The sequence below is a fragment of the Pseudomonas sp. UFMG81 genome, assembly GCF_015354575.1.
In the GTDB taxonomy this organism is placed as follows: Bacteria; Pseudomonadota; Gammaproteobacteria; order Pseudomonadales; family Pseudomonadaceae; genus Aquipseudomonas.
In genome coordinates this window covers 26,732-47,201 of sequence record NZ_JACAFQ010000015.1, presented here as the reverse complement: position 1 = coordinate 47,201, position 20,470 = coordinate 26,732, and the positions used below count along the sequence as shown (strand labels likewise).

General features: G+C 62.8%; 18 protein-coding genes. 1 reads left to right on the top strand and 17 read right to left on the bottom strand.

Translation table 11 applies throughout. From position 1 onward, the window contains the following. Positions 1-56: 56 nt before the first annotated feature. The 17 genes from IX761_RS13500 to rpsB all read right to left on the bottom strand — a co-directional run bounded on the left by IX761_RS13500 (position 57) and on the right by rpsB (position 19,341). Entirely contained in the window at positions 57-1,004 is a 948-nt protein-coding gene (locus IX761_RS13500) for an acetyl-CoA carboxylase carboxyltransferase subunit alpha (protein ID WP_194790081.1), read from the bottom strand. 105 nt (positions 1,005-1,109) lie between these two features. Next, positions 1,110-4,634: a DNA polymerase III subunit alpha gene (dnaE, locus tag IX761_RS13495; RefSeq protein WP_194790080.1), complete on the bottom strand. Its 3,525-nt coding sequence runs from the start codon at positions 4,632-4,634 to the stop codon at positions 1,110-1,112. A 148-nt stretch (positions 4,635-4,782) separates the two neighbouring features. Continuing rightward, entirely contained in the window at positions 4,783-5,406 is a 624-nt protein-coding gene (gene rnhB, locus IX761_RS13490; RefSeq protein WP_194790079.1) for a ribonuclease HII, read from the bottom strand. A gap of 1 nt (position 5,407) precedes the next feature. Continuing rightward, positions 5,408-6,535 (bottom strand): lipid-A-disaccharide synthase, encoded by a 1,128-nt coding sequence (gene lpxB, locus IX761_RS13485; protein ID WP_194790078.1) that lies wholly within the window; start codon positions 6,533-6,535, stop codon positions 5,408-5,410. A 1-nt stretch (position 6,536) separates the two neighbouring features. Next, entirely contained in the window at positions 6,537-7,313 is a 777-nt protein-coding gene (gene lpxA / locus IX761_RS13480; protein ID WP_194790077.1) for an acyl-ACP--UDP-N-acetylglucosamine O-acyltransferase, read from the bottom strand. Then, positions 7,310-7,750 carry a 3-hydroxyacyl-ACP dehydratase FabZ gene (gene fabZ / locus IX761_RS13475; protein WP_003252314.1) on the bottom strand — a complete coding sequence of 147 codons (441 nt, stop codon included), beginning with the start codon at positions 7,748-7,750 and terminating at the stop codon, positions 7,310-7,312. The genes lpxA and fabZ overlap by 4 nt, the downstream gene beginning before the upstream one ends. A 114-nt stretch (positions 7,751-7,864) precedes the next feature. Further along, on the bottom strand, positions 7,865-8,920 hold the full coding sequence (gene lpxD / locus IX761_RS13470; RefSeq protein ID WP_194790076.1) for a UDP-3-O-(3-hydroxymyristoyl)glucosamine N-acyltransferase: 1,056 nt from the start codon (positions 8,918-8,920) through the stop codon (positions 7,865-7,867). Position 8,921: 1 nt separating this feature from the next. Then, positions 8,922-9,425 (bottom strand): OmpH family outer membrane protein, encoded by a 504-nt coding sequence (locus IX761_RS13465; protein WP_028690669.1) that lies wholly within the window; start codon positions 9,423-9,425, stop codon positions 8,922-8,924. Positions 9,426-9,469: 44 nt separating this feature from the next. Continuing rightward, on the bottom strand, positions 9,470-11,830 hold the full coding sequence (gene bamA, locus IX761_RS13460) for an outer membrane protein assembly factor BamA (RefSeq protein WP_194790075.1): 2,361 nt from the start codon (positions 11,828-11,830) through the stop codon (positions 9,470-9,472). 77 nt (positions 11,831-11,907) lie between these two features. Continuing rightward, positions 11,908-13,260 carry a sigma E protease regulator RseP gene (gene rseP, locus IX761_RS13455; RefSeq protein WP_194790074.1) on the bottom strand — a complete coding sequence of 451 codons (1,353 nt, stop codon included), beginning with the start codon at positions 13,258-13,260 and terminating at the stop codon, positions 11,908-11,910. A gap of 43 nt (positions 13,261-13,303) precedes the next feature. Further along, positions 13,304-14,494 (bottom strand): 1-deoxy-D-xylulose-5-phosphate reductoisomerase, encoded by a 1,191-nt coding sequence (gene ispC / locus IX761_RS13450; RefSeq protein ID WP_194790073.1) that lies wholly within the window; start codon positions 14,492-14,494, stop codon positions 13,304-13,306. Further along, positions 14,491-15,306 (bottom strand): phosphatidate cytidylyltransferase, encoded by an 816-nt coding sequence (locus tag IX761_RS13445; RefSeq protein ID WP_194790072.1) that lies wholly within the window; start codon positions 15,304-15,306, stop codon positions 14,491-14,493. Before IX761_RS13445 ends, ispC begins: the two co-directional genes overlap by 4 nt. Next, on the bottom strand, positions 15,306-16,061 hold the full coding sequence (gene uppS / locus IX761_RS13440; protein WP_194790071.1) for a polyprenyl diphosphate synthase: 756 nt from the start codon (positions 16,059-16,061) through the stop codon (positions 15,306-15,308). Before uppS ends, IX761_RS13445 begins: the two co-directional genes overlap by 1 nt. A gap of 15 nt (positions 16,062-16,076) precedes the next feature. After that, the gene (gene frr / locus IX761_RS13435; RefSeq protein ID WP_194790070.1) at positions 16,077-16,634 is read right to left on the bottom strand and encodes a ribosome recycling factor; all 558 of its coding nucleotides are present in this window, start codon (positions 16,632-16,634) and stop codon (positions 16,077-16,079) included. Next, positions 16,631-17,374, bottom strand: a complete 744-nt coding sequence (gene pyrH, locus IX761_RS13430; protein ID WP_010224848.1) for a UMP kinase — start codon at positions 17,372-17,374, stop codon at positions 16,631-16,633. Before pyrH ends, frr begins: the two co-directional genes overlap by 4 nt. Before the next feature lie 178 nt (positions 17,375-17,552). Next, a complete protein-coding gene (gene tsf, locus IX761_RS13425; RefSeq protein WP_194790069.1) occupies positions 17,553-18,416 on the bottom strand; it encodes a translation elongation factor Ts in 864 nt (287 codons plus the stop codon). A 187-nt stretch (positions 18,417-18,603) separates the two neighbouring features. After that, complete coding sequence (gene rpsB, locus IX761_RS13420) at positions 18,604-19,341, bottom strand: 30S ribosomal protein S2 (RefSeq protein WP_012315900.1); 738 nt, start codon at positions 19,339-19,341, stop codon at positions 18,604-18,606. A 344-nt stretch (positions 19,342-19,685) separates the two neighbouring features. Here rpsB and map point away from each other — a divergent pair, with 344 nt between their 5' ends. Further along, positions 19,686-20,468: a type I methionyl aminopeptidase gene (map, locus tag IX761_RS13415; protein WP_194790068.1), complete on the top strand. Its 783-nt coding sequence runs from the start codon at positions 19,686-19,688 to the stop codon at positions 20,466-20,468. The last annotated feature ends 2 nt before the right edge of the window (positions 20,469-20,470 follow it).

The following is a 20,470-nucleotide window of genomic DNA, read 5'->3' as shown; positions in this document are numbered from 1 at the left end:
CTGTACCTGTGGGAGCGGGCTTGCCCGCGAAGGGGCGCAGAGCGGCCCCGTACCGATCAGAGACCGTAGCTCATCAGGCGATCGTAACGGCGCTTGAGCAGCGCGTCGTTGTCGAGCTTGCCGAGCATGTCCAGCTGTTCGATCAGGTCGGCGCGGATGCTCGCGGACATCTTGGCCGGGTCACGGTGGGCGCCGCCCAGCGGCTCCTGGATGACCTTGTCGACGATGTTCAGGCTCTTCAGGCGCTCGGCGGTGATGCCCATGGCCTCGGCGGCGTCGGCGGCCTTGTCGGCGGTCTTCCACAGGATCGAGGCGCAGCCTTCGGGCGAGATCACCGAGTAGGTGGAGTACTGCAGCATGTTCAGCTGGTCGCACACACCGATGGCCAGTGCGCCGCCGGAACCACCCTCACCAATTACGGTGGCGATGATCGGGGTCTTCAGGCGCGCCATGACGCGCAGGTTCCAGGCGATGGCTTCGCTCTGGTTGCGCTCCTCGGCGTCGATGCCAGGGTAGGCACCTGGGGTATCGATGAAGGTCAGGATCGGCATCTTGAAGCGCTCGGCCATTTCCATCAGGCGGCAAGCCTTGCGGTAGCCTTCAGGTCGCGGCATGCCGAAGTTGCGGCGTACTTTCTCGCGCACTTCGCGGCCTTTCTGGTGGCCGATGACCATCACCGGCTTGTCGTTCAGACGTGCGGTGCCACCGACGATCGCGGCGTCGTCGGCGAAGTGACGGTCGCCGTGCAGCTCTTCGAACTCGGTGAAGATGTGGTCGATGTAGTCGAGGGTGTACGGGCGGCGTGGGTGACGCGCCATGCGGGCGATCTGCCAGCTGGTCAGGTTGCCGAAGATGCTCTCGGTCAGGGTGCTGCTCTTGTCCTGCAGACGGGCAATTTCATCGCTGATGTTCAGCGAGTTGTCGTTGCCCACCAGGCGCAGCTCTTCGATCTTGGCTTGCAGGTCGGCAATCGGCTGTTCGAAATCGAGGAAATTCGGGTTCATAGGCTTCCGTCTTGGGTCTACGGCCAGGCGGCCGGCCGGTTGATCCGTGTGGCGCCCTACCTTAAGGGATCAGGCGCATGAAGGTCGAGATTAAAATACGTCGTTTCAACGGTATTGCAGGAAGACGTTCTCACGCCCGAACTGGTCACGCAGCGCCTGAATCAGGCCATCGGCCGGGTCGATGCACCACTGGTCGCCGAATTGCAGCATCGCTTTTGCGTCGCTGCCGGTGTACTCGAGGGTGATCGGGCAGCCACCGCGGTGTCGGGTGATCAGCTCACCCAGCCAGTTCAGGCGGTCGCCCTTGAGCGCATCGTGGGCGATCTTCAAGCGCAGGCTCTCGGCCAGCTTGGTCCGCGCATCCTCCATGGTCATCACCGTCTTGACCCGCAGGCGCAGGCCGCCGGAGAAGTCATCGTTGCTCACCTCCCCTTCCACCACCACCATGGCGTCGGTCTGCAGCAGGGCCTGGGCGGCCATGAAGGCGTCGGCGAACAGCGAGGCCTCAATGCGCCCGGAACGGTCGTCGAGGGTGACGAAGCCCATCTTGTCGCCCTTCTTGTTCTTCATCACCCGCAGGGCAATGATCATGCCGGCGATGGTCTGGGTGTCGCGCGCCGGCTTGAGGTCGACGATGCGCTGACGGGCGAAGCGGCGGATCTCGGTCTCGTACTCGTCGATCGGGTGGCCGGTGAGGTACAGGCCGAGGGTATCCTTTTCGCCCTTGAGGCGCTCTTTGAGCGTCAGTTCGCGCACCTTGCGGTGGTTGGCGTAGACATCCGCATCGGCGGCGTCGAACATCCCGCCGAACAAGTCGACGTGACCACTGTCGGCGGTATGCGCGGCCTGCTCGGCGGCCTTGACGGCCTCGCCCAGCGCTGACAGCAAGGTGGCGCGGTTGCGGTCGATGTTGGCCTGGTAGGCCTTGATCTCGTCATGGAAGTGCGGGCCCAGGCGGTCCAGCGCACCACTGCGGATCAGCGCATCGAGAGTGCGTTTGTTGACCCGTTTGAGGTCGATGCGCGCGCAGAAGTCGAACAGGTCCTTGAACGGGCCGCCTTGCGCGCGGGCCTCGACGATCGCCTCCACCGGCCCCTCGCCCACGCCCTTGATCGCACCCAGGCCGTAGACGATGCGCCCGTCGTTGTTGACGGTGAACTTGAAGTCGGAAAAGTTCACGTCCGGTGCGTCGAGGCGCAGCTTCATGCTGCGCACTTCCTCGACCAGCACCACCACCTTGTCGGTGTTGTGCATGTCCGCCGACAGTACCGCGGCCATGAACGGCGCCGGGTAGTGGGTTTTCAACCAAGCGGTCTGGTAGGACACCAGGCCATAGGCGGCGGAGTGGGATTTGTTGAAGCCGTAGCCGGCGAATTTTTCTACCAGGTCGAAGATGTTACCGGCCAGGTCCGCATCGATGTTGTTGCCAACGCAACCCTCGATGAAACCACCGCGCTGCTTGGCCATCTCCTCGGGCTTTTTCTTACCCATGGCTCGACGCAGCATGTCGGCGCCACCCAGGGTGTAGCCGGCCATCACCTGGGCGATCTGCATCACCTGCTCTTGATACAGGATGATGCCGTAGGTCGGTGCCAGTACCGGCTTGAGGCCTTCGTACTGGTAGTCGGCGTGCGGATAGGCCAGCTCGGCGCGGCCGTGCTTGCGGTTGATGAAGTCATCCACCATGCCCGACTGCAGCGGGCCCGGACGGAACAACGCCACCAGTGCGATCAGGTCTTCCAGGCAGTCGGGCTTGAGTTTCTTGATCAGCTCCTTCATGCCGCGGGATTCGAGCTGGAACACCGCGGTGGTCTCGGCCTTCTGCAGTAGCTCGTAGGTCTTGCGGTCATCCAGTGGGATGAAGTCAATGTTGACGTCGGGCAGGTCTTTCTTTTTCTGCTCGCGATTGATGATTTCCATCGCCCACTTGATGATGGTCAGGGTACGCAGGCCGAGGAAGTCGAACTTCACCAGGCCCGCAGCCTCGACGTCGTCCTTGTCGAACTGGGTCACCAGGCCGCCGCCCTCTTCATCACAGGCGATCGGCGAGAAGTCAGTGAGCTTGGTCGGCGCGATCACCACGCCACCGGCGTGCTTGCCGGTACCGCGGGTAACGCCCTCGAGCTTGAGGGCCATGTCCCAGATTTCTCGGCCATCCTCGTCGCTCTTGAGGAAGTCGCGCAGGATTTCTTCCTGCTCGTAGGCCTTCTCCAGGGTCATGCCCACTTCGAAGGGGATCATCTTCGACAGGCGGTCGGCCAGGCCGTAGGACTTGCCCTGTACCCGCGCCACGTCGCGCACCACCGCCTTGGCGGCCATGGTACCGAAGGTGATGATCTGGCTGACCGCGTTACGCCCGTAAGCCTCGGCCACATAGTCGATTACCCGGTCGCGGCCATCCATGCAGAAGTCGACGTCGAAGTCGGGCATGGAAATACGTTCAGGGTTTAGGAAACGTTCGAACAGCAGGTCGTAGGCCAGCGGGTCGAGGTCGGTGATCTTCAGCACATAGGCCACCAGCGAGCCGGCACCCGAACCACGGCCCGGGCCCACCGGCACGTCGTTGTTCTTGGCCCACTTGATGAAGTCCATAACGATCAGGAAGTAACCGGGGAAGCCCATCTGAATGATGATGTCCAGCTCGAACTTCAGACGATCGAGATAGACCTGGCGCTTTTCTTCGTAGTTGGGCGTGGTGTCTTTCGGCCACAGCACCGCCAGGCGCTCTTCCAGGCCTTCGTGGGAAACATGGCGCAGGTAGTCGTCGATGCCCATGCCATTGGGCGTGGGGAAGTCGGGGAGGAAGTACTTGCCCAGCTGCACGGTGATGTTGCAGCGCTTGGCGATTTCCACGGTGTTGGCGATGGCGTCCGGCAGGTCGCTGAACAGCTCGGCCATCTCTTCGGCGGACTTGAGGTACTGCTGGTCGCTGTAGCCACGCGGGCGACGCGGATCGTCGAGGGTCCAGCCCTCACCGATGCACACGCGGGTCTCGTGGGCGTCGAAGTCCGACTGCTTGACGAAGCGCACGTCGTTGGTCGCCACCAGCGGAGCACCGAGCTTGTCAGCCAAGGCCACGGCGGCGTGCACGTATTCTTCGTCACCGGCGCGGTTGGTGCGCTGCACTTCGACGTAGAAGCGCTCGGGGAACATCCCCATCCACTCGCCGAGCAAGGCCTGAGCGTCGTCCTGACGACCGTTCATCAGGGCCATGCCGATATCGCCTTCCTTGCCCGCCGACAGGGCGATCAGCCCCTCGCTGGCGGGGGCGATCCAGTCGCGCTGGATGATCACCAGGCCGTTGCGCTGGCCGTCGGTCCAGCCGCGCGAGATCAGCTCGGTGAGGTTGCGATAACCCTTGGCGTTCATGGCCAGGAAGCAGATGCGCGACAGCGGCGCGTCCGGATCATCGCCGGCCAGCCACAGGTCGGCGCCGCAGATCGGCTTGATGCCGGCGCCCATGGCGGTCTTGTAGAACTTCACCAGCGAGCACATGTTGCTCTGGTCGGTGATCGCCACCGCCGGCATGTTCATCCCGGCCAAGGCCTTGGCCAGCGGCTTGATCCGCACCAGGCCGTCGACCAGGGAGAATTCGGAGTGCACGCGTAGGTGAACGAAGGAGACCGACATGGAGGATCCTGTAGCAGTGCTGAACGACAAGGGCGGGATTGTAGCGTAAATGGCGGAGGGTGTTTGAGCGCATCGCGGGGCAAGCCCGCTCCCACGCTTTACCAGCGAGCGTGGGAGCGGGCTTGCCCCGCGATGGGCATCAATACGATCAGATCAACGAGCTGGAGAACCCCTCACGGGCCTCCCAAGCCGCCCTCACCGGCGCGAACGAGCGTCGATGGATCGGCGTCGGCCCCAGCCGCGCCAAGGCTTCCAGGTGCACTGGGGTTGGGTACCCCTTGTGCCCGCCAATTCCATACCCCGGGTAGATCAGCTCGAAGGCGCTCATTTCGCGATCGCGAGTAACCTTGGCCAGGATCGACGCGGCGGCGATGGCCGGCACCTGGGAATCACCCTTGACCACTGGTGCCGCCGGCACCGCGAGCTTGGGGCAGCGGTTGCCGTCGATCAGCGCCAGTTTCGGCGTGACGTGCAACCCTTCCACGGCACGCTGCATGGCCAGCATGGTGGCCTGAAGAATGTTCAGGCGGTCGATCTCTTCCACCTCGGCACGGGCGATGCAGAAGCTCAGCGCCTTCTCACAGATCTCGTCGAACAGCGCTTCGCGTTTGGCTTCGGTGAGTTTCTTCGAGTCGTTCAGGCCAAGGATCGGGCGGTTCGGGTCGAGAATCACCGCGGCGGTGACCACCGCGCCGCACAGCGGGCCACGGCCCACTTCATCGACCCCGGCCACCAGGTCCTCGACCAGGTTGAAATCCAGTCCCATCTGCATGTCAGCGGTCCTTCAACAGGGCCAGCACCGCGTCAGCCGCCTGGTTGGAGGCATCGCGGCGCAGGGTTCGGTGGATCTGGTCAAAGCTGTCGGTCTGTTGCGAACCGTCCTGTACCAGCGGCGCCACGGTCTGGGCCAGGGCCTCGCTGGTGGCGGCGTCCTGCAACAGCTCGGGCACCAGCAGGCGCTGGGCCAGCAGGTTGGGCAATGACACGTAGGGGCTCTTGACCATGCGCTTGAGGATCCAGTACGTCAGCGGCGCGAGGCGGTAGGCCACCACCATCGGGCGCTTGTACAGCATCGCCTCGAGGGTGGCGGTACCGGAGGCGATCAGCACCGCATCGCAGGCCGCCAGGGCCTGGTGCGACTGGCCGTCGAGCAGGGTCAGCGGCAGCTCGCGCCCGGCGAGCATCTGCTCGACCTGGGCGCGACGCGCGGCGTTGGCGCAGGGCAGCACGAAGCGCACCCCAGGCACCAGCTCACGCAGGCGCTGGGCGGCGTCGAGAAACAACGCCCCCAGGCGCCCCACTTCGCCGCCACGGCTGCCAGGCATCAGCGCGACCACCGGCCCGTCAGCCAGCCCCAGCTCGGCACGCGCCGCTGCGCGGTCGGCCTCGAGGGGAATGGTGTCCGCCAGCGGGTGCCCAACGAAACGCACCGGCACGCCCTGCTCTTCATAGAAGCGCGCCTCGAAAGGCAGCAGGGTCAGCATCAGGTCGCAGCCTTCGCGGATCTTGAGCACCCGCTTCTGCCGCCAGGCCCAGACCGACGGGCTGACGTAATGCACGGTCTTGATTCCGGCCTGACGCAGCTTGAGTTCGATGTTGAGGGTGAAATCGGGCGCGTCGATGCCGATGAACACGTCAGGCTTTTCGCCGATCAGTGTCTCGATCAACAGCTTGCGCCGCTTGAGCAGCTCGCGCAGGCGCCCCAGCACTTCCACCAGGCCCATGACCGCCAGGCGCTCCATGGGGAAGTAGGAGGTCATGCCTTCGGCTTCCATCAACGGCCCGCCCACACCGATGAAGCGCACATCGGGATGGCGCGCCTTGATGGCGCGCATCAGGCCGGAACCGAGGATGTCGCCGCTGGCCTCGCCCGCGACCAGTGCAACACAGAGCTGAGCCATGTCAGCGAGTGATGCCGCGGGCGGAATCGATGATCGACTGGCGGAACAGGTCGACTTCGGGGAACTGGCTTACCAGCTCATCCAGCTCCTTGATCGCCTCTTCGACGGTCAGGCCCTGGCGATAGACGATCTTGTAGGCGCGGCGCAGCGCATGCAGCACCTCGTCGCTGAAACCACGACGGCGCAGGCCTTCGAAGTTCATGCTGCGGGCTTCGGCGGGGCTGCCGAACACCGTAACGTAGGCCGGTACGTCCTTGCCGATCGCCGTGCCCATGCCTGAGAAGGCGTGGGCGCCGATGTGGCAGTACTGGTGCACCAGGGTGTAGCCGGAAAGAATGGCGTAGTCGCCGACATGCACATGGCCGGCCAACGCGGTGTTGTTGACCAGGATGCAGTGGTTGCCGATCACGCTGTCGTGGCCGATGTGGGCATAGGCCATGATCAGGTTGTGGTCGCCCAGCGTGGTTTCCGAGCGATCCTGCACGGTGCCGCGGTGAATGGTGACACCCTCGCGGATCACGTTATGGTCACCAATCACCAGGCGCGTCGCTTCACCCTTGTACTTGAGGTCAGGGGTGTCTTCACCGATGGAGCTGAACTGGTAGATGCGGTTGTGTTTGCCGATGCGGGTCGGCCCCTTGAGCACCACGTGTGGACCAATGACGGTGCCCTCCCCGATTTCCACATCGGGGCCTACGATCGACCAGGGACCGACCTCGACACCTGCGGCCAGCTTGGCCGAAGGGTCGATGATCGCCCGAGGGTCAATCGAATTCATAGGGAGCGTTCCGCGCAGGTGATCTCGGCCGAGCAGACGGGCTTGCCGTCAACCAGGGCGCGGCATTCGAACTTCCAGATCATGCTCTTGCGGCTGAGGAACTTGGCTTCCAGGACCAGCTGATCGCCTGGCAGCACCGGCTGACGGAAGCGCAGCTTGTCGGAGCCGACGAAGTAGTAGAGGGTGCCGTCCGCCGGCTTGGCGTCGAGCATCTTGAAGCCGAGAATCCCGGCCGCCTGGGCCATTGCCTCGATGATCAGCACGCCGGGCATGATCGGATGCGCCGGGAAGTGGCCGTTGAAGAACGGCTCGTTGATGCTGACATTCTTGTAGGCACGAATGCTCTGGGCCTCGAAATCCAGGTCCGTAACGCGGTCCACCAGCAGGAACGGGTAACGGTGAGGCAGGTATTCGCGAATCTCGTTGATGTCCATCATTTCGGGGGGAAGCCTGTAATAAGAATAGGGAGCGCAGGTGCTGACCACACGCTCCTTTTGCAGATCCAAAGAGGAGCCGGCTGGCGACTGTTCACTCTGGCTCAGGAAATGGTATCAGCCTTCTGATGTCGGCTGGCCACCTGAGGTCACGGTATCGACACGTTTCTCCAGTTGCCCGAGACGTTTCGACATCTCGTCCAGCTGGCGGATACGCGCGGCGCTCTTGCGCCATTCGGCCAGCGGTTGCATGGCCGTGCCGGAAGAATAGCCGCCCGGCTCGGTGATCGAGCGAGTGACCATGGTCATGCCGGAAACGAATACGTTGTCGCACACATCGATGTGCCCGACCATGCCGACGCCACCAGCGATCATGCAGTGCTTGCCGATCTTGGTGCTGCCGGAAATGCCGACGCAGGCCGCCATCGCCGTGTGGTCACCGACCTGCACGTTGTGGGCGATCTGGATCTGGTTGTCGAGTTTGACGCCATTGCCGATACGCGTGTCGGACAGCGCGCCACGGTCGACGGCGGTGTTGACGCCGATTTCCACGTCGTCGCCGAGCGTCACGCCACCAATCTGGGCGATCTTCTGCCACACGCCCTTTTCGTTGGCGAAGCCGAAGCCTTCGCCACCGATGACCGCGCCGGACTGGATAACCACGCGCTTGCCGACGGTCACGTCGTGGTACAGCGTGACGCGCGGCGCCAGCCAGCCACCTTCGCCAATGACGCAACGAGCGCCGATGAAGCAATGGGCGCCGACCGTCACGTTCGCACCGATGCGCGCACCCTGCTCGATCACCGCGAACGGGCCGATGCTGGCACTGGCATCCACCTGGGCGTCCTCATGTACCACGGCGCTGGGATGAATACCCGCCACAGCCTTTGGTTTGGGGTCGAACAGGTGTGAAATGCGTGCGTAGGCGATATACGGGTCGGCCACGATCAGCGCGTTGCCGGCAAAGCCTTCGGCGTCCTCGGCCTTGAGCAGCACCGCGCTGGCGCCACTGGCGTCCAGGAACTTGCGGTACTGCTTGTTGGCGAGGAAGCTCAGCTGCCCCGGCCCGGCCTCCTGCAAGGTGGCCAGCCCGGTGATCGGCAGCGCCTCGGGGCCTTTGAGTTGCGCCCCGAGGGCTTCGGCCAGCTGGCCGAGCGTCATGGTCAGGGTCATATCAACGGGCTTGGTTCATGCGCTCGATGACCTGGCGGGTGATGTCGTACTGTGGTTTGACATCGATGACCGCGCCACGCTCGAGCACCAGGTCGAAGCCGCCCTTCTTGATCACTTCCTCGACAGCGCCATCCAGTTTTGGTTTGAGCTGCTTGAGCATGTCACGGTCGGCAACGGCCTTGGCTTCGTTCAGTTCCTTAGACTGGAACTGGAAGTCACGGGCTTTTTGCTTGAATTCAAGCTCCAGGCGCTCGCGCTCTGGTTGAGGCATCTTGTCGCCACCCTTGATCAGGCGGTCCTGGATGCCCTTGGCGCTGCTTTCCAGGCCCTTGAGCTTGGTCAGTTGCGGACCGAACTTCTTCTCGGCGTCGACAGCGTACTTCTTCGCGGCGTCGGATTCGAGCAGGGCCATCTGATAGTTCAGCACGGCAACCTTCATTTCGGCGAAAGCCGGGGTGGCGACCAGCGCCGCGGCCACGAAGGCCAGTTGGGTCAACTTACGCACGATGCACTCCTGGAAAATCCGTTGTCGTTATGCAAGGGCCGACCTCAGAAGGTCTGGCCCAGAGAGAATTGGAACACTTGCGTATCGGCGTCGTCCGGCTTCTTGATCGGCATCGCCAAACTGAAGCTCAACGGGCCCAAGGCGGTGATCCAGGTCACGCCCAGACCGACCGAGCTGGCCATGTCCGAGAAGCCGACCTTCGCGCAATCAGGCTTGCTACCGCAGTTGGTGTCGAACACGTTACCCACGTCCCAGAACACGGAGGTGCGCAGCGAGCGCTGATCCTTGACGAACGGCAGTGGGAACAGCAGTTCCACACCACCCTGGACCAGCACGTTGCCACCGAACGGCAGCGGATCCTGGTCCGGGTCGGCGATGGTGCCTTGGTTACCGGTCACAGCCGCACCGCGGCTTGGCGTACTACGTGGGCCGAGGCTGCTGTCCTTGAAGCCACGGACCGAGTTGAAACCACCGGCGTAGTAGTTCTCGTAGAACGGCAGGCCCGAAGTGCTGCCGTAGCCATCACCATAGCCCAGCTCGGTGTGCAGGCGCAGGGTGTAGTCGTTGTTGATTGGCTTGAACAGCTGGCCGCGGTAGTCGAGTTTGTAGAACGACAGGTCGCTGCCCGGCACGGTGGTTTCCAGGGTCAGGCTTTGCGAGTGGCCACGGGTTGCCAGAACACCTTTGTTCAGGGTCGATTCGGACCAGCCGATCGAGGCCTTGAAGTTCAGGAAGCTATCACCCTCGTCCTGAATGAACTTGAAAATCTCATCGACGGTGTAACGCCCAGTCTTGAGCTTGTCCTGCTGCACGGTCAGGCCGTAGGTCAGGCGCGAAGTCTCGCTGATCGGGTAGCCGAGGCTGACGCCGGCACCGAGGCTGTCGACCGCATAGCTGGCCACATCGACATCGAGGTCGTCGTAGTCGGTGCTGCGGTAGAAGGCGTTGTAGCCCAGGCTGACGCCGTCGGCGGTGAAGTAGGGGTCGACGAAGCCGAAGTTGTAGCGGGTCTGGTATTCCGAACGGGTCAGGCCGATGGACACCTTGTTACCGGTACCCAGGAAGTTGGTCTGGCTGATCGAACCACCCAGAATGAGGCCGGCGCTCTGGGCGAAACCGACGCTGGCGGTGATCGAGCCGGAAGCCTGCTCCTCGACGCTGTAGTTGACGTCGACCTGGTCGTCGGTGCCCGGCACCGGCGGGGTCTCGACGTTGACTTCCTTGAAGAAGCCCAGGCGCTCGAGACGGGTTTTCGACTGGTCGATCAGATAGGTCGACGCCCAGCCGCCTTCCATCTGGCGCATCTCGCGGCGCAGCACTTCGTCTTCGGTCTTGGTGTTGCCGCGGTAGTTGATGCGGTTGACGTAGGCACGCTTGCCCGGATCGACGACGAACATGATGTCGACGGTGTGATCCTGGTCATTTGGTTGTGGCACGCCGTTGACGTTGGCGAAGGTGTAGCCTTCGTTACCCAGGCGGCGAGTGATCAGGTCGGAGCTGGTGGTCATCACCTTGCGCGAAAACACCTGGCCTGGCTGCACCAGCAGCAGCGACTTGACCTGGTCTTCCGGGACTTTCAAATCGCCGGAGAGCTTCACGTCGCGGACGGTGTACTTCTCGCCTTCATTGATGTTGACGGTGATGTAGACGTGCTTCTTGTCCGGGGTGATCGACACCTGGGTGGACGCGATGTCCATGTTGATGTAGCCGCGGTCCAGGTAGTAGGAGCGCAGGCGCTCGAGGTCACCGGACAGTTTTTCACGGGCGTACTTGTCATCGTTCTTGAAGAATGACAGCCAGTTGGTGGTCTTCAGCTCGAACAGCTGGCCCAGCTCTTCATCGTCGAAGACCGTGTTGCCCACCACGTTGATGTGCTGGATCGCCGCCACGGTGCCTTCGTTGATCTTGATCTTCAGGCCGACACGGTTGCGCGGCTGCGGCACGACTTCGGCGTCGACTTCGGCCGAATAGCGGCCCTGGGCAACGTACTGGCGCTGCAGCTCGTTACGCACGCCTTCGAGCGTCGCACGCTGGAAGATCTCGCCTTCGGCGAGGCCCGACTGCTTCAGGCCTTTCATCAGGTCTTCGGTGCTGATCGCCTTGTTGCCTTCGATCTCGATACTGGAAACCGACGGGCGCTCGACCACATTGATGATCAGCACGTTGCCATCGCGGTTCAGCTGGATGTCCTGGAAGAAACCGGTCTTGAACAGCGAGCGAGTGGAGTCGACCAGGCGGCGGTCGTCGACCTGATCGCCGACGTTCAGCGGCAAGGCGCCGAACACGCTGCCGGCGGAAACCCGCTGCAGGCCGTTGACACGAATATCGGAGATAGTGAAGGACTCGGCGTGAACTTCAGCGATCATCAGTGCGGAGAGGACCGCAGTTAGCAGCAGACGTTTCATGAAGTCCTTTTATTCCAACTGGCAATAAACAACCCGCCGCGATGAGGCGGCAGGTTTTTCGCGATTGAGCGAAGCTTTTATAGTCGACCCAGATCGTTGATCAGGGCGAGCAACATCACCCCGACGACCAAACTGATACCGATCTGGACCCCCCAACCTTGCACCCGATCCGAAAGCGGGCGACCGCGCGCCCATTCGATCAGGTAGAACAGCAAATGCCCCCCATCCAGTACCGGGATGGGCAGCAAATTCAGAACCCCCAGGCTTATGCTCAGGTAGGCCAGGAAATTCAGGAAATCCCCAATGCCCGACTGGGCTGAAGCGCCCGCCACTTTAGCAATGGTTATCGGTCCGCTCAAGTTTTTTACCGAGAGCTCTCCGAACAGCATTTTCTTCAGCGATTCAAGGGTCAGGACGCTCATGCTCCAGGTTCGCGAGAGCCCCTCCCCCACGGCCTCCAGCGGCCCATAGCTGACCTGGCGCAGCATTTGCGCCGGCCACTCGGTGGCCTTCACGCCAGCACCGAGATAACCGCCGGACGCCTGGCCTTCACCTTTGCGCGCAAGCGTGACCGGCACCTCGAGCTGTGCACCATCACGCTCGATGCGCAGCGTCACCTTACGCTCAGGGCGGGCCCGCACCGCATCGACCACCTGTTGCCAGTCGGCCAAGGCCACGCCATCGAGCGCCAGCAGCTTGTCGCCCGCCTGTAGCCCGGCGGCCGCGGCCGGCCCCTTCGCGTCGATCTCGGCCAGTACCGGCACGACTGCCGGACGCCACGGGCGCAGCCCCAGCGACTGGATCGGGTCGGGCTCATCGACGCCCTTGAGCCAGTGGCTCAGTTGGATATCGCGCTGCTGCGGGGCCGTCGCGCCTTCATCGAGCACGCCTACGCGCAAGGTGCCGCTCTCGCCAAGGCGGCGTACCAGTTGCAGGTTGACCGCCGACCAGCCATTGGTCGGCTCACCATCGATGGAGACAATCTCCTGGCCAACGTTCAGGCCGGCGACTGCCGCCAGGCTGCCGGGCTCGATCGCGCCGATCACTGGCCGCACCTGCTGCGAGCCAAGCATGGCGACCACCCAGAAGAACAGGATGGCGAGCAGGAAGTTGGCGACCGGGCCGGCGGCGACGATGGCGATGCGCTGGCGCACCGACTTGCGATTGAACGACTGCTCGATCAGCGCCGGCGGCACCTCGCCCTCGCGCTCGTCGAGCATCTTGACGTAGCCACCCAACGGAATGGCGGCAACCACGAACTCGGTACCCTGGCGATCATGCCAGCGCAGCAACGGCGTACCGAAGCCCACCGAGAAGCGCAGGACCTTGACCCCGCAGCGCCGCGCCACCCAGAAGTGGCCGAATTCGTGGAAAGTGACGAGCACGCCCAATGCCACCAGGGTGCCGACAATCATGTAGAGCGCACTCATGTCCAATACTCCGGATGAGGTTCAGTGCAGCCGCCGTTACCGCTCAGCGGCCATGGCGCCTTAGCCACTCGCGGGACAGTTCCCGGGCCCGCTGGTCGGCGGCGAACACCGCGTCGAGCGAGGCAAGTGGCACCACGGGCTCCTGGTCAAGCACCTGTTCGATCATACCCGCGATCTCCGGGAAGCGGATACGCCGTGCCAGGAACGCGTCTACCGCGATCTCATTGGCGGCATTGAGCACCGCAGGCGCACTGTTGCCCGCCTCGGCAGCCTGACGCGCCAAGCGCAGGCATGGGAAGCGCTGTTCGTCGGGGGCCTGGAAATCCAGACGCGCGATGGCGAACAGGTCCAGCGGCGCCACACCGGAATCGATACGCTCCGGCCAGGCCAAGGCATTGGCGATCGGCGTGCGCATGTCGGGGTTGCCCAGCTGCGCAAGCACCGAACCGTCGACATAGTCGACCAGCGAATGAATGACACTCTGCGGATGCACCACCACTTCGACCAACGACGGTTTCGCATCGAACAACCAGCAGGCCTCGATCAGTTCCAGCCCCTTGTTCATCATGCTCGCCGAGTCGACCGAGATCTTGCGCCCCATCGACCAATTGGGGTGGGCGCAGGCCTGCTCGGGCGTGACATCCGCGAGCGCGGCCGCCGGGGTTTCCCGGAACGGCCCACCGGAGGCGGTGAGCAGGATGCGGCGCACGCCCACCGCGTTCAGGCCACGGGCATAGTCGCCGGGCATGCACTGGAAGATGGCGTTGTGTTCACTGTCGATCGGCAACAGCACCGAGCCACTGCGGCGCACAGCCTCCATGAACAGCGCCCCGGACATCACCAGGGCCTCCTTGTTGGCCAGCAGCACTTTCTTGCCGGCCTCGACCGCCGCCAGCGTCGGGCGCAGGCCCGCAGCGCCGACGATGGCCGCCATCACCGCATCCACTTCGGTGGCGGACGCGACCTGGCACAGCCCCGCCTCGCCCTCGAGCACTTCGGTGTTGCAGCCGCTGGACGCCAAGCCATCACGCAGTCGTGTGGCCGCCTCGGTGGAGGGCACCACGGCGAAGCTCGGACGATGCCGCAGGCACAGGGCCAGCAGCTCGTCGATGCGCGAATAGCCGCTCAGGGCGAACACCTGGTAGCGGTCAGGATGTCGAGCGATCACATCCAGCGTACTGAGACCGATAGAACCGGTGGCGCCCAGGACCGTAATGCGTTGCGGCCTCGTCACATCACACCCCACTCGGCAGCCCACAGCAGCACGGCGAACATCGGAATGGCTGCGGTCAGGCTGTCGATGCGATCGAGCACGCCACCATGACCGGGCAGCAGGTTGCTGCTGTCCTTGATACCCTCACGGCGCTTGAACATGCTCTCGGTCAGGTCACCGACCACCGAGGACATGACCACCACCACCGCTCCGAGCAAGCCGAGCAGCAGCTGGCCGATGCTCCAGTCGCGGTACAGGGCAACGGCGAGGGTGATCAGCAGGCTGACCGCCATGCCGCCATACACACCCTCCCAGCTCTTGCCCGGGCTGACCTGCGGCGCCAGCTTGCGCTTGCCGAAGGCACGCCCCGAGAAATAGGCGCCGATATCGGCGGCCCAGACCAGCACCATGACCGCCAGGATCAGCCAGTTACCTTGCGGCCAGTGCTTGAGCAACACCAAGCCCTGCCAGGCTGGCAGCAGCACCAGCAGGCCGATCAGCAGGCGGCAGGCGGCGCTGGCCCACAGCTCGTTGCTGCGTGGATAGGTGAGCACCAGCCAGGTGGCCAGCGCCCACCAGATCACCGAGGCACCCAGCACCCAGGGCGCAAGATCCGGCATCAAGTGGAGCAGCATCAACGCGCCGGCGACCACCGCGGCATAGGCAATGCGCAGTGGCTGGGCCATCAGCCCGGCCAGGCGTGCCCACTCCCAAGCCCCCAGGGTGACCACGAAGCCGATGAACAGGGCGAAATCCCCGCCGTTGAGCAGGAAGAAACCACCCAGCGCGATCGGCAACAGGATCAGCGCGGTAATGATGCGTTGTTTAAGCATTAAGCACGGGCTCCGGCTTCGACCTGCTCGCTGGTCTTACCGAAGCGGCGCTGGCGCGAAGCGAAATCGGCCAGCGCGCTGCGCATGGCCTCGTGTTTGAAGTCCGGCCAGAACAGGTCGGAGAAGTACAGCTCGGCATAGGCCAGCTGCCATAGCAGGAAGTTGCTGATGCGGTGCTCGCCACCGGTGCGGATGCACAGGTCGGGCAGCGGCAGGTCACCGGTGGCAAGGCAGGTCTGCAATAGATCCGGGGTGATATCGTCCGGACGCAGATGCCCGGCCTGGACTTCCCGCGCCAGGCGTTGGGCAGCCTGGGCGATATCCCACTGGCCGCCGTAGTTGGCGGCGATCTGCAGGATGAACCGATTGCTGCCCGCCGTGGCCGCCTCGGCTTCGCGCATCGCCGCCTGCAATTCAGGGTGGAAGCGCGAGCGGTCACCGATGATGCGCAGGCTGATGTTGTTGTCGTTGAGGCGCTTGGCCTCGCGGCGCAATGCCGAGAAGAACAACTCCATCAACGCACCGACCTCTTCGGCCGGGCGCTGCCAGTTCTCGCTGGAGAAGGCGAACAGGGTCAGCACCTCGACCCCGGACTCGGCGCAGACTTCGATGACCGCACGCACGGCATCGACGCCCGCCTTGTGCCCGGCTACGCCGGGCAGCAGGCGCTTCTTCGCCCAGCGATTGTTGCCATCCATGATGATCGCGACGTGACGCGGCACCGATGACGGTGCCGCCAGCTTGGTCTTTTCCATTAAAAAACCTCGGCCTTAGACGGCCAACAGGTCCTTTTCCTTGGCTTTGAAGGCAGCGTCGATTTCAGCGACGAACTTGTCGGTCAGCTTCTGGATCTCGTCAGCCGCGCGACGTTCTTCGTCTTCGCTGATTTCCTTGTCCTTGGTCAGCTTCTTCAGGTCGGCAAGCGCGTCACGACGTACGTTGCGCACGGCCACCTTGGCGTCTTCGGCCACGCCGCTGGCCTGCTTGGTGTAGCCCTTGCGGGTTTCCTCGGTCAGGGCCGGCATCGGCACGCGAATGGTGGTGCCGGCGCTGGACGGGTTCAGGCCCAGGTCGGAGGTCAGGATGGCCTTCTCGATGGCGGCGCTGAGGTTCTTGTCGTGAGCGACGATTTTCAGTGTACGGGCATCTTCGACGGTGATCGCGGCCACCTGGTTCAGCGGCATGTCGCTACCCCAGGCCGGCACCTTGACGCTGTCCAGGATGCTCGGGTGGGCACGGCCGGTGCGGATGGCGGCCAGGTTGCGGCCAAGGGCCTCGATGGACTTGCCCATGCGGTCCTGGGCATCTTTCTTGATGTCGTTGATCATTTCTGAACTTCCTCGATCAGGGTTCCTTCAGCGCCACCATGCACGATATTCAGCAGGGCGCCGGGCTTGTTCATGTTGAAGACGCGCAGCGGCATCTTGTGGTCGCGGCACAGGCAAATTGCCGTCAGGTCCATTACCCCCAGCTTGCGATCCAGCACTTCATCGTAGGTCAGATGATCGAACTTCTCGGCATGCGGGTCTTTGAATGGGTCTGCAGTGTATACACCATCGACCTTGGTTGCTTTCAAAACTACGTCGGCATCGATTTCGATGGCACGCAGGCAAGCGGCGGAGTCGGTGGTGAAGAACGGGTTGCCGGTACCGGCAGCGAAGATCACGACTTCTTTCGAATTCAGGTGGCGCATGGCCTTGCGGCGATCGTAGTGATCGGTCACACCAACCATGGAGATGGCCGACATGACGATGGCGGTGATGTTCGCGCGCTCCAGCGCATCGCGCATGGCCAGGCCGTTCATCACGGTCGCCAGCATGCCCATGTGGTCACCGGTGACCCGATCCATGCCGGCTGCACTGAGCGCCGCGCCACGGAACAGGTTGCCACCGCCGATCACCAGACCGACCTGGACACCGATACCGACCAGTTGGCCGACTTCCAGTGCCATGCGATCCAGGACCTTGGGGTCGATCCCGAACTCTTCCGAGCCCATCAGGGCCTCGCCGCTAAGTTTGAGTAGAATGCGTTTATAGCGAGCCTGATAACCACTGCCCTGCTGAGCCATTGCGAATCTCTCCTGCGGCGTTTGAAAAAAATCTGGCGGGCTGTATCAGCCTGCGCGTAACTCTAGCGTGACGCAGCTTCTGCGTCAGCGAAACACGGCCTTGTGAACCATGCCCGCTTTGACAAAGAGGCTGCGCGCGTGAGCGGGCAGCCTCTTTGGGGCGACAGACGAGTCCGTCTTACTGCTTGGCGGCAGCTACCTGGGCGGCAACTTCGGCAGCGAAGTCGTCAACCGGCTTCTCGATGCCTTCGCCAACCTTGAAGTAGGTGAAGGAAACGATTTCGGCACCGGCTTTCTTGGCCAGCTCGCCAACTTTGACTTCTGGGTTCATGACGAAGGCTTGCTCTTTCAGCGAGGCTTCGGCTTTGAACTTGGCGATACGACCGGCAACCATGTTCTCAACGATGTTTTCCGGCTTGCCGGCGATCTTGTCAGCGTTCAGCTGCAGGAATACGCCCTTCTCGCGCTCGATGGCCTCGGCGGAGATTTCCGACGAATCCAGGAACTCTGGGTTCGAAGCTGCAACGTGCATGGCGATGTTCTTGGCCAGCTCGACGTCGCCACCTTTCAGAACGACGGTAGCGCCGATCTTGTTGCCGTGCAGGTAGGCACCGACAACGTCACCTTCAACGCGCACCAGGCGACGGATGTTGACGTTTTCGCCGCACTTGGCGACCAGGGCTTCACGAGCAGCTTCACGCGAGGCGATCAGCGGCGCGGCATCGGTCAGCTTCTGGGCGAAGGCTTCTTCCAGGCTTTCAGCCACGAAGCTCTTGAAGTCGTCTTGCAGGGCCAGGAAGTCGGTCTGCGAGTTCACTTCCAGCAGAACGGCGGCTTTGCCGTCGGTCTTGACCGCGATGGCGCCTTCGGCGGCAACGTTGCCAGCCTTCTTGGCGGCCTTGATGGCGCCCGAGGCGCGCATGTCGTCAATGGCTTTCTCGATGTCGCCGCCGGCCTTTTCCAGGGCCTTCTTGCAATCCATCATGCCTTCGCCGGTACGCTCGCGCAGTTCTTTGACCAGCGCTGCAGTAATTGCTGCCATTTCAAAATCCTCTTGGAAAGTTTTTCAACCATTCCACCCGCTCTTCACGGGCGTTAAATTCTGCAAATCCGCTGCCTTGATCTCAGCCGGCCCATGATGCGGGGCCATTGCTGACAGCAGGATTTCAAGGTGGCAAAAAGGGGGCCAAGCCCCCTTTTTGCGTGCCAAGTCAGACGCTAAGCGTCAATTACTCAGCAGCAGGTGCAGCCGCTTCTTCTGCGTAGACTTCGGTGCCGCCAGCAACGTTGTTGCGGCCGCGGATGACAGCGTCAGCCATCGAAGTCATGTACAGCTCGATGGCGCGGATGGCGTCATCGTTACCTGGAATGATGTAGTCAACACCTTCTGGGCTGCTGTTGGTATCGACAACGCCGATGACCGGGATGCCCAGCTTGTTGGCTTCGGTGATGGCAATGCGCTCGTGATCGACGTCGATCACGAACAGGGCATCAGGCAGGCCGCCCATGTCCTTGATACCACCCAGGCTGCGGTCCAGCTTTTCCAGATCGCGCGAACGCATCAGGGCTTCTTTCTTGGTCAGCTTGGCAAAGGTGCCGTCTTCGGCCTGGGTTTCCAGGTCGCGCAGACGCTTGATCGAAGCGCGGATGGTCTTGTAGTTGGTCAGCATGCCGCCCAACCAGCGGTGGTCAACGTATGGCGAACCGCAACGAGCAGCTTGCTCGGCGACGATCTTGCCGGCGGAACGCTTGGTGCCGACGAACATGATCTTGTTCTTGCCCTGGGCCAGGCGCTCTACGAACGACAGAGCGTCGTTGAACATCGGCAGGGTTTTTTCCAGGTTGATGATGTGAATCTTGTTACGCGCGCCGAAAATGTACTTGCCCATTTTCGGGTTCCAGTAACGGGTCTGGTGGCCGAAGTGCACACCGGCCTTCAGCATATCGCGCATGTTGACTTGGGACATGATAGTTCCTTGATAAGTCGGGTTGGGCCTCCACGTATCCCAATGACCAACCCGCACTTGAAACCAAGCGGGGCACCCAGGCCATCGTGTCGACACGTGTGTGGGTTTGAGCTGACGGGGTCGTCCCCGAAAGCGGCGCATTTTATACCACAGACCGCGAACGAACGGAACCCGGATATTGCTTCGTCCGTCAGCGGCTTTTGCAGCACCCGGGCTTTGGGCCCAGAATGCCTTCAATAGACCACCGGATATCCTGGTTTATCCCGCCAGATCGCCACCACGCTCTGGTAGAATCCGGCCTTTCCCGTTCGTTCGCGCCCTACGCGGCGCCGTAGAGAGCCTGTATGACCGTCACCATCAAGACCCCAGAAGACATCGAACAGATGCGCATCGCCGGCCGCCTGGCCGCCGAAGTCCTGGAAATGATCGAAGAACACGTCAAGCCCGGCGTCACCACCGAAGAGCTCGACCGCCTCTGCCACGACTACATCGTCAACGTCCAGCAGGCGATCCCGGCGCCGCTCAACTACAAAGGCTTCCCCAAGTCGATCTGCACCTCGATCAACCACGTGGTCTGCCACGGCATTCCCAACGACAAGCCACTCAAAGACGGCGACACCATCAACATCGACGTCACCGTGATCAAGAACGGCTACCACGGCGACACCAGCCGCATGTTCCATGTCGGCACGGTCGCCCCCTGGGCCGAGCGCCTGTCCAAGGTGACGCAAGAGTGCCTGTACAAGGCCATCGAACTGGTCAAGCCGGGCTGCCGCCTGGGCGATATCGGCGAAGTGATCCAGAAGCACGCCGAGAAGAACGGTTTTTCGGTGGTCCGCGAGTTCTGCGGCCACGGCATCGGCAAGGTGTTCCATGAAGAGCCGCAGATCCTGCACTACGGCCGTGCCGGCACCGGCATGGAGTTGAAGGAAGGCATGACCTTCACCATCGAACCGATGATCAACCAGGGCAAGGCCGACACCAAGGTGCTGGGCGACGGCTGGACCGCCATCACCAAGGACCGCAAGCTCTCGGCGCAGTGGGAACACACGATGGTGGTCACCGCCGACGGCTACGAGATCTTCACCCTGCGCAAGGACGACACCATCGCGCGTACTTCGGCCTGATC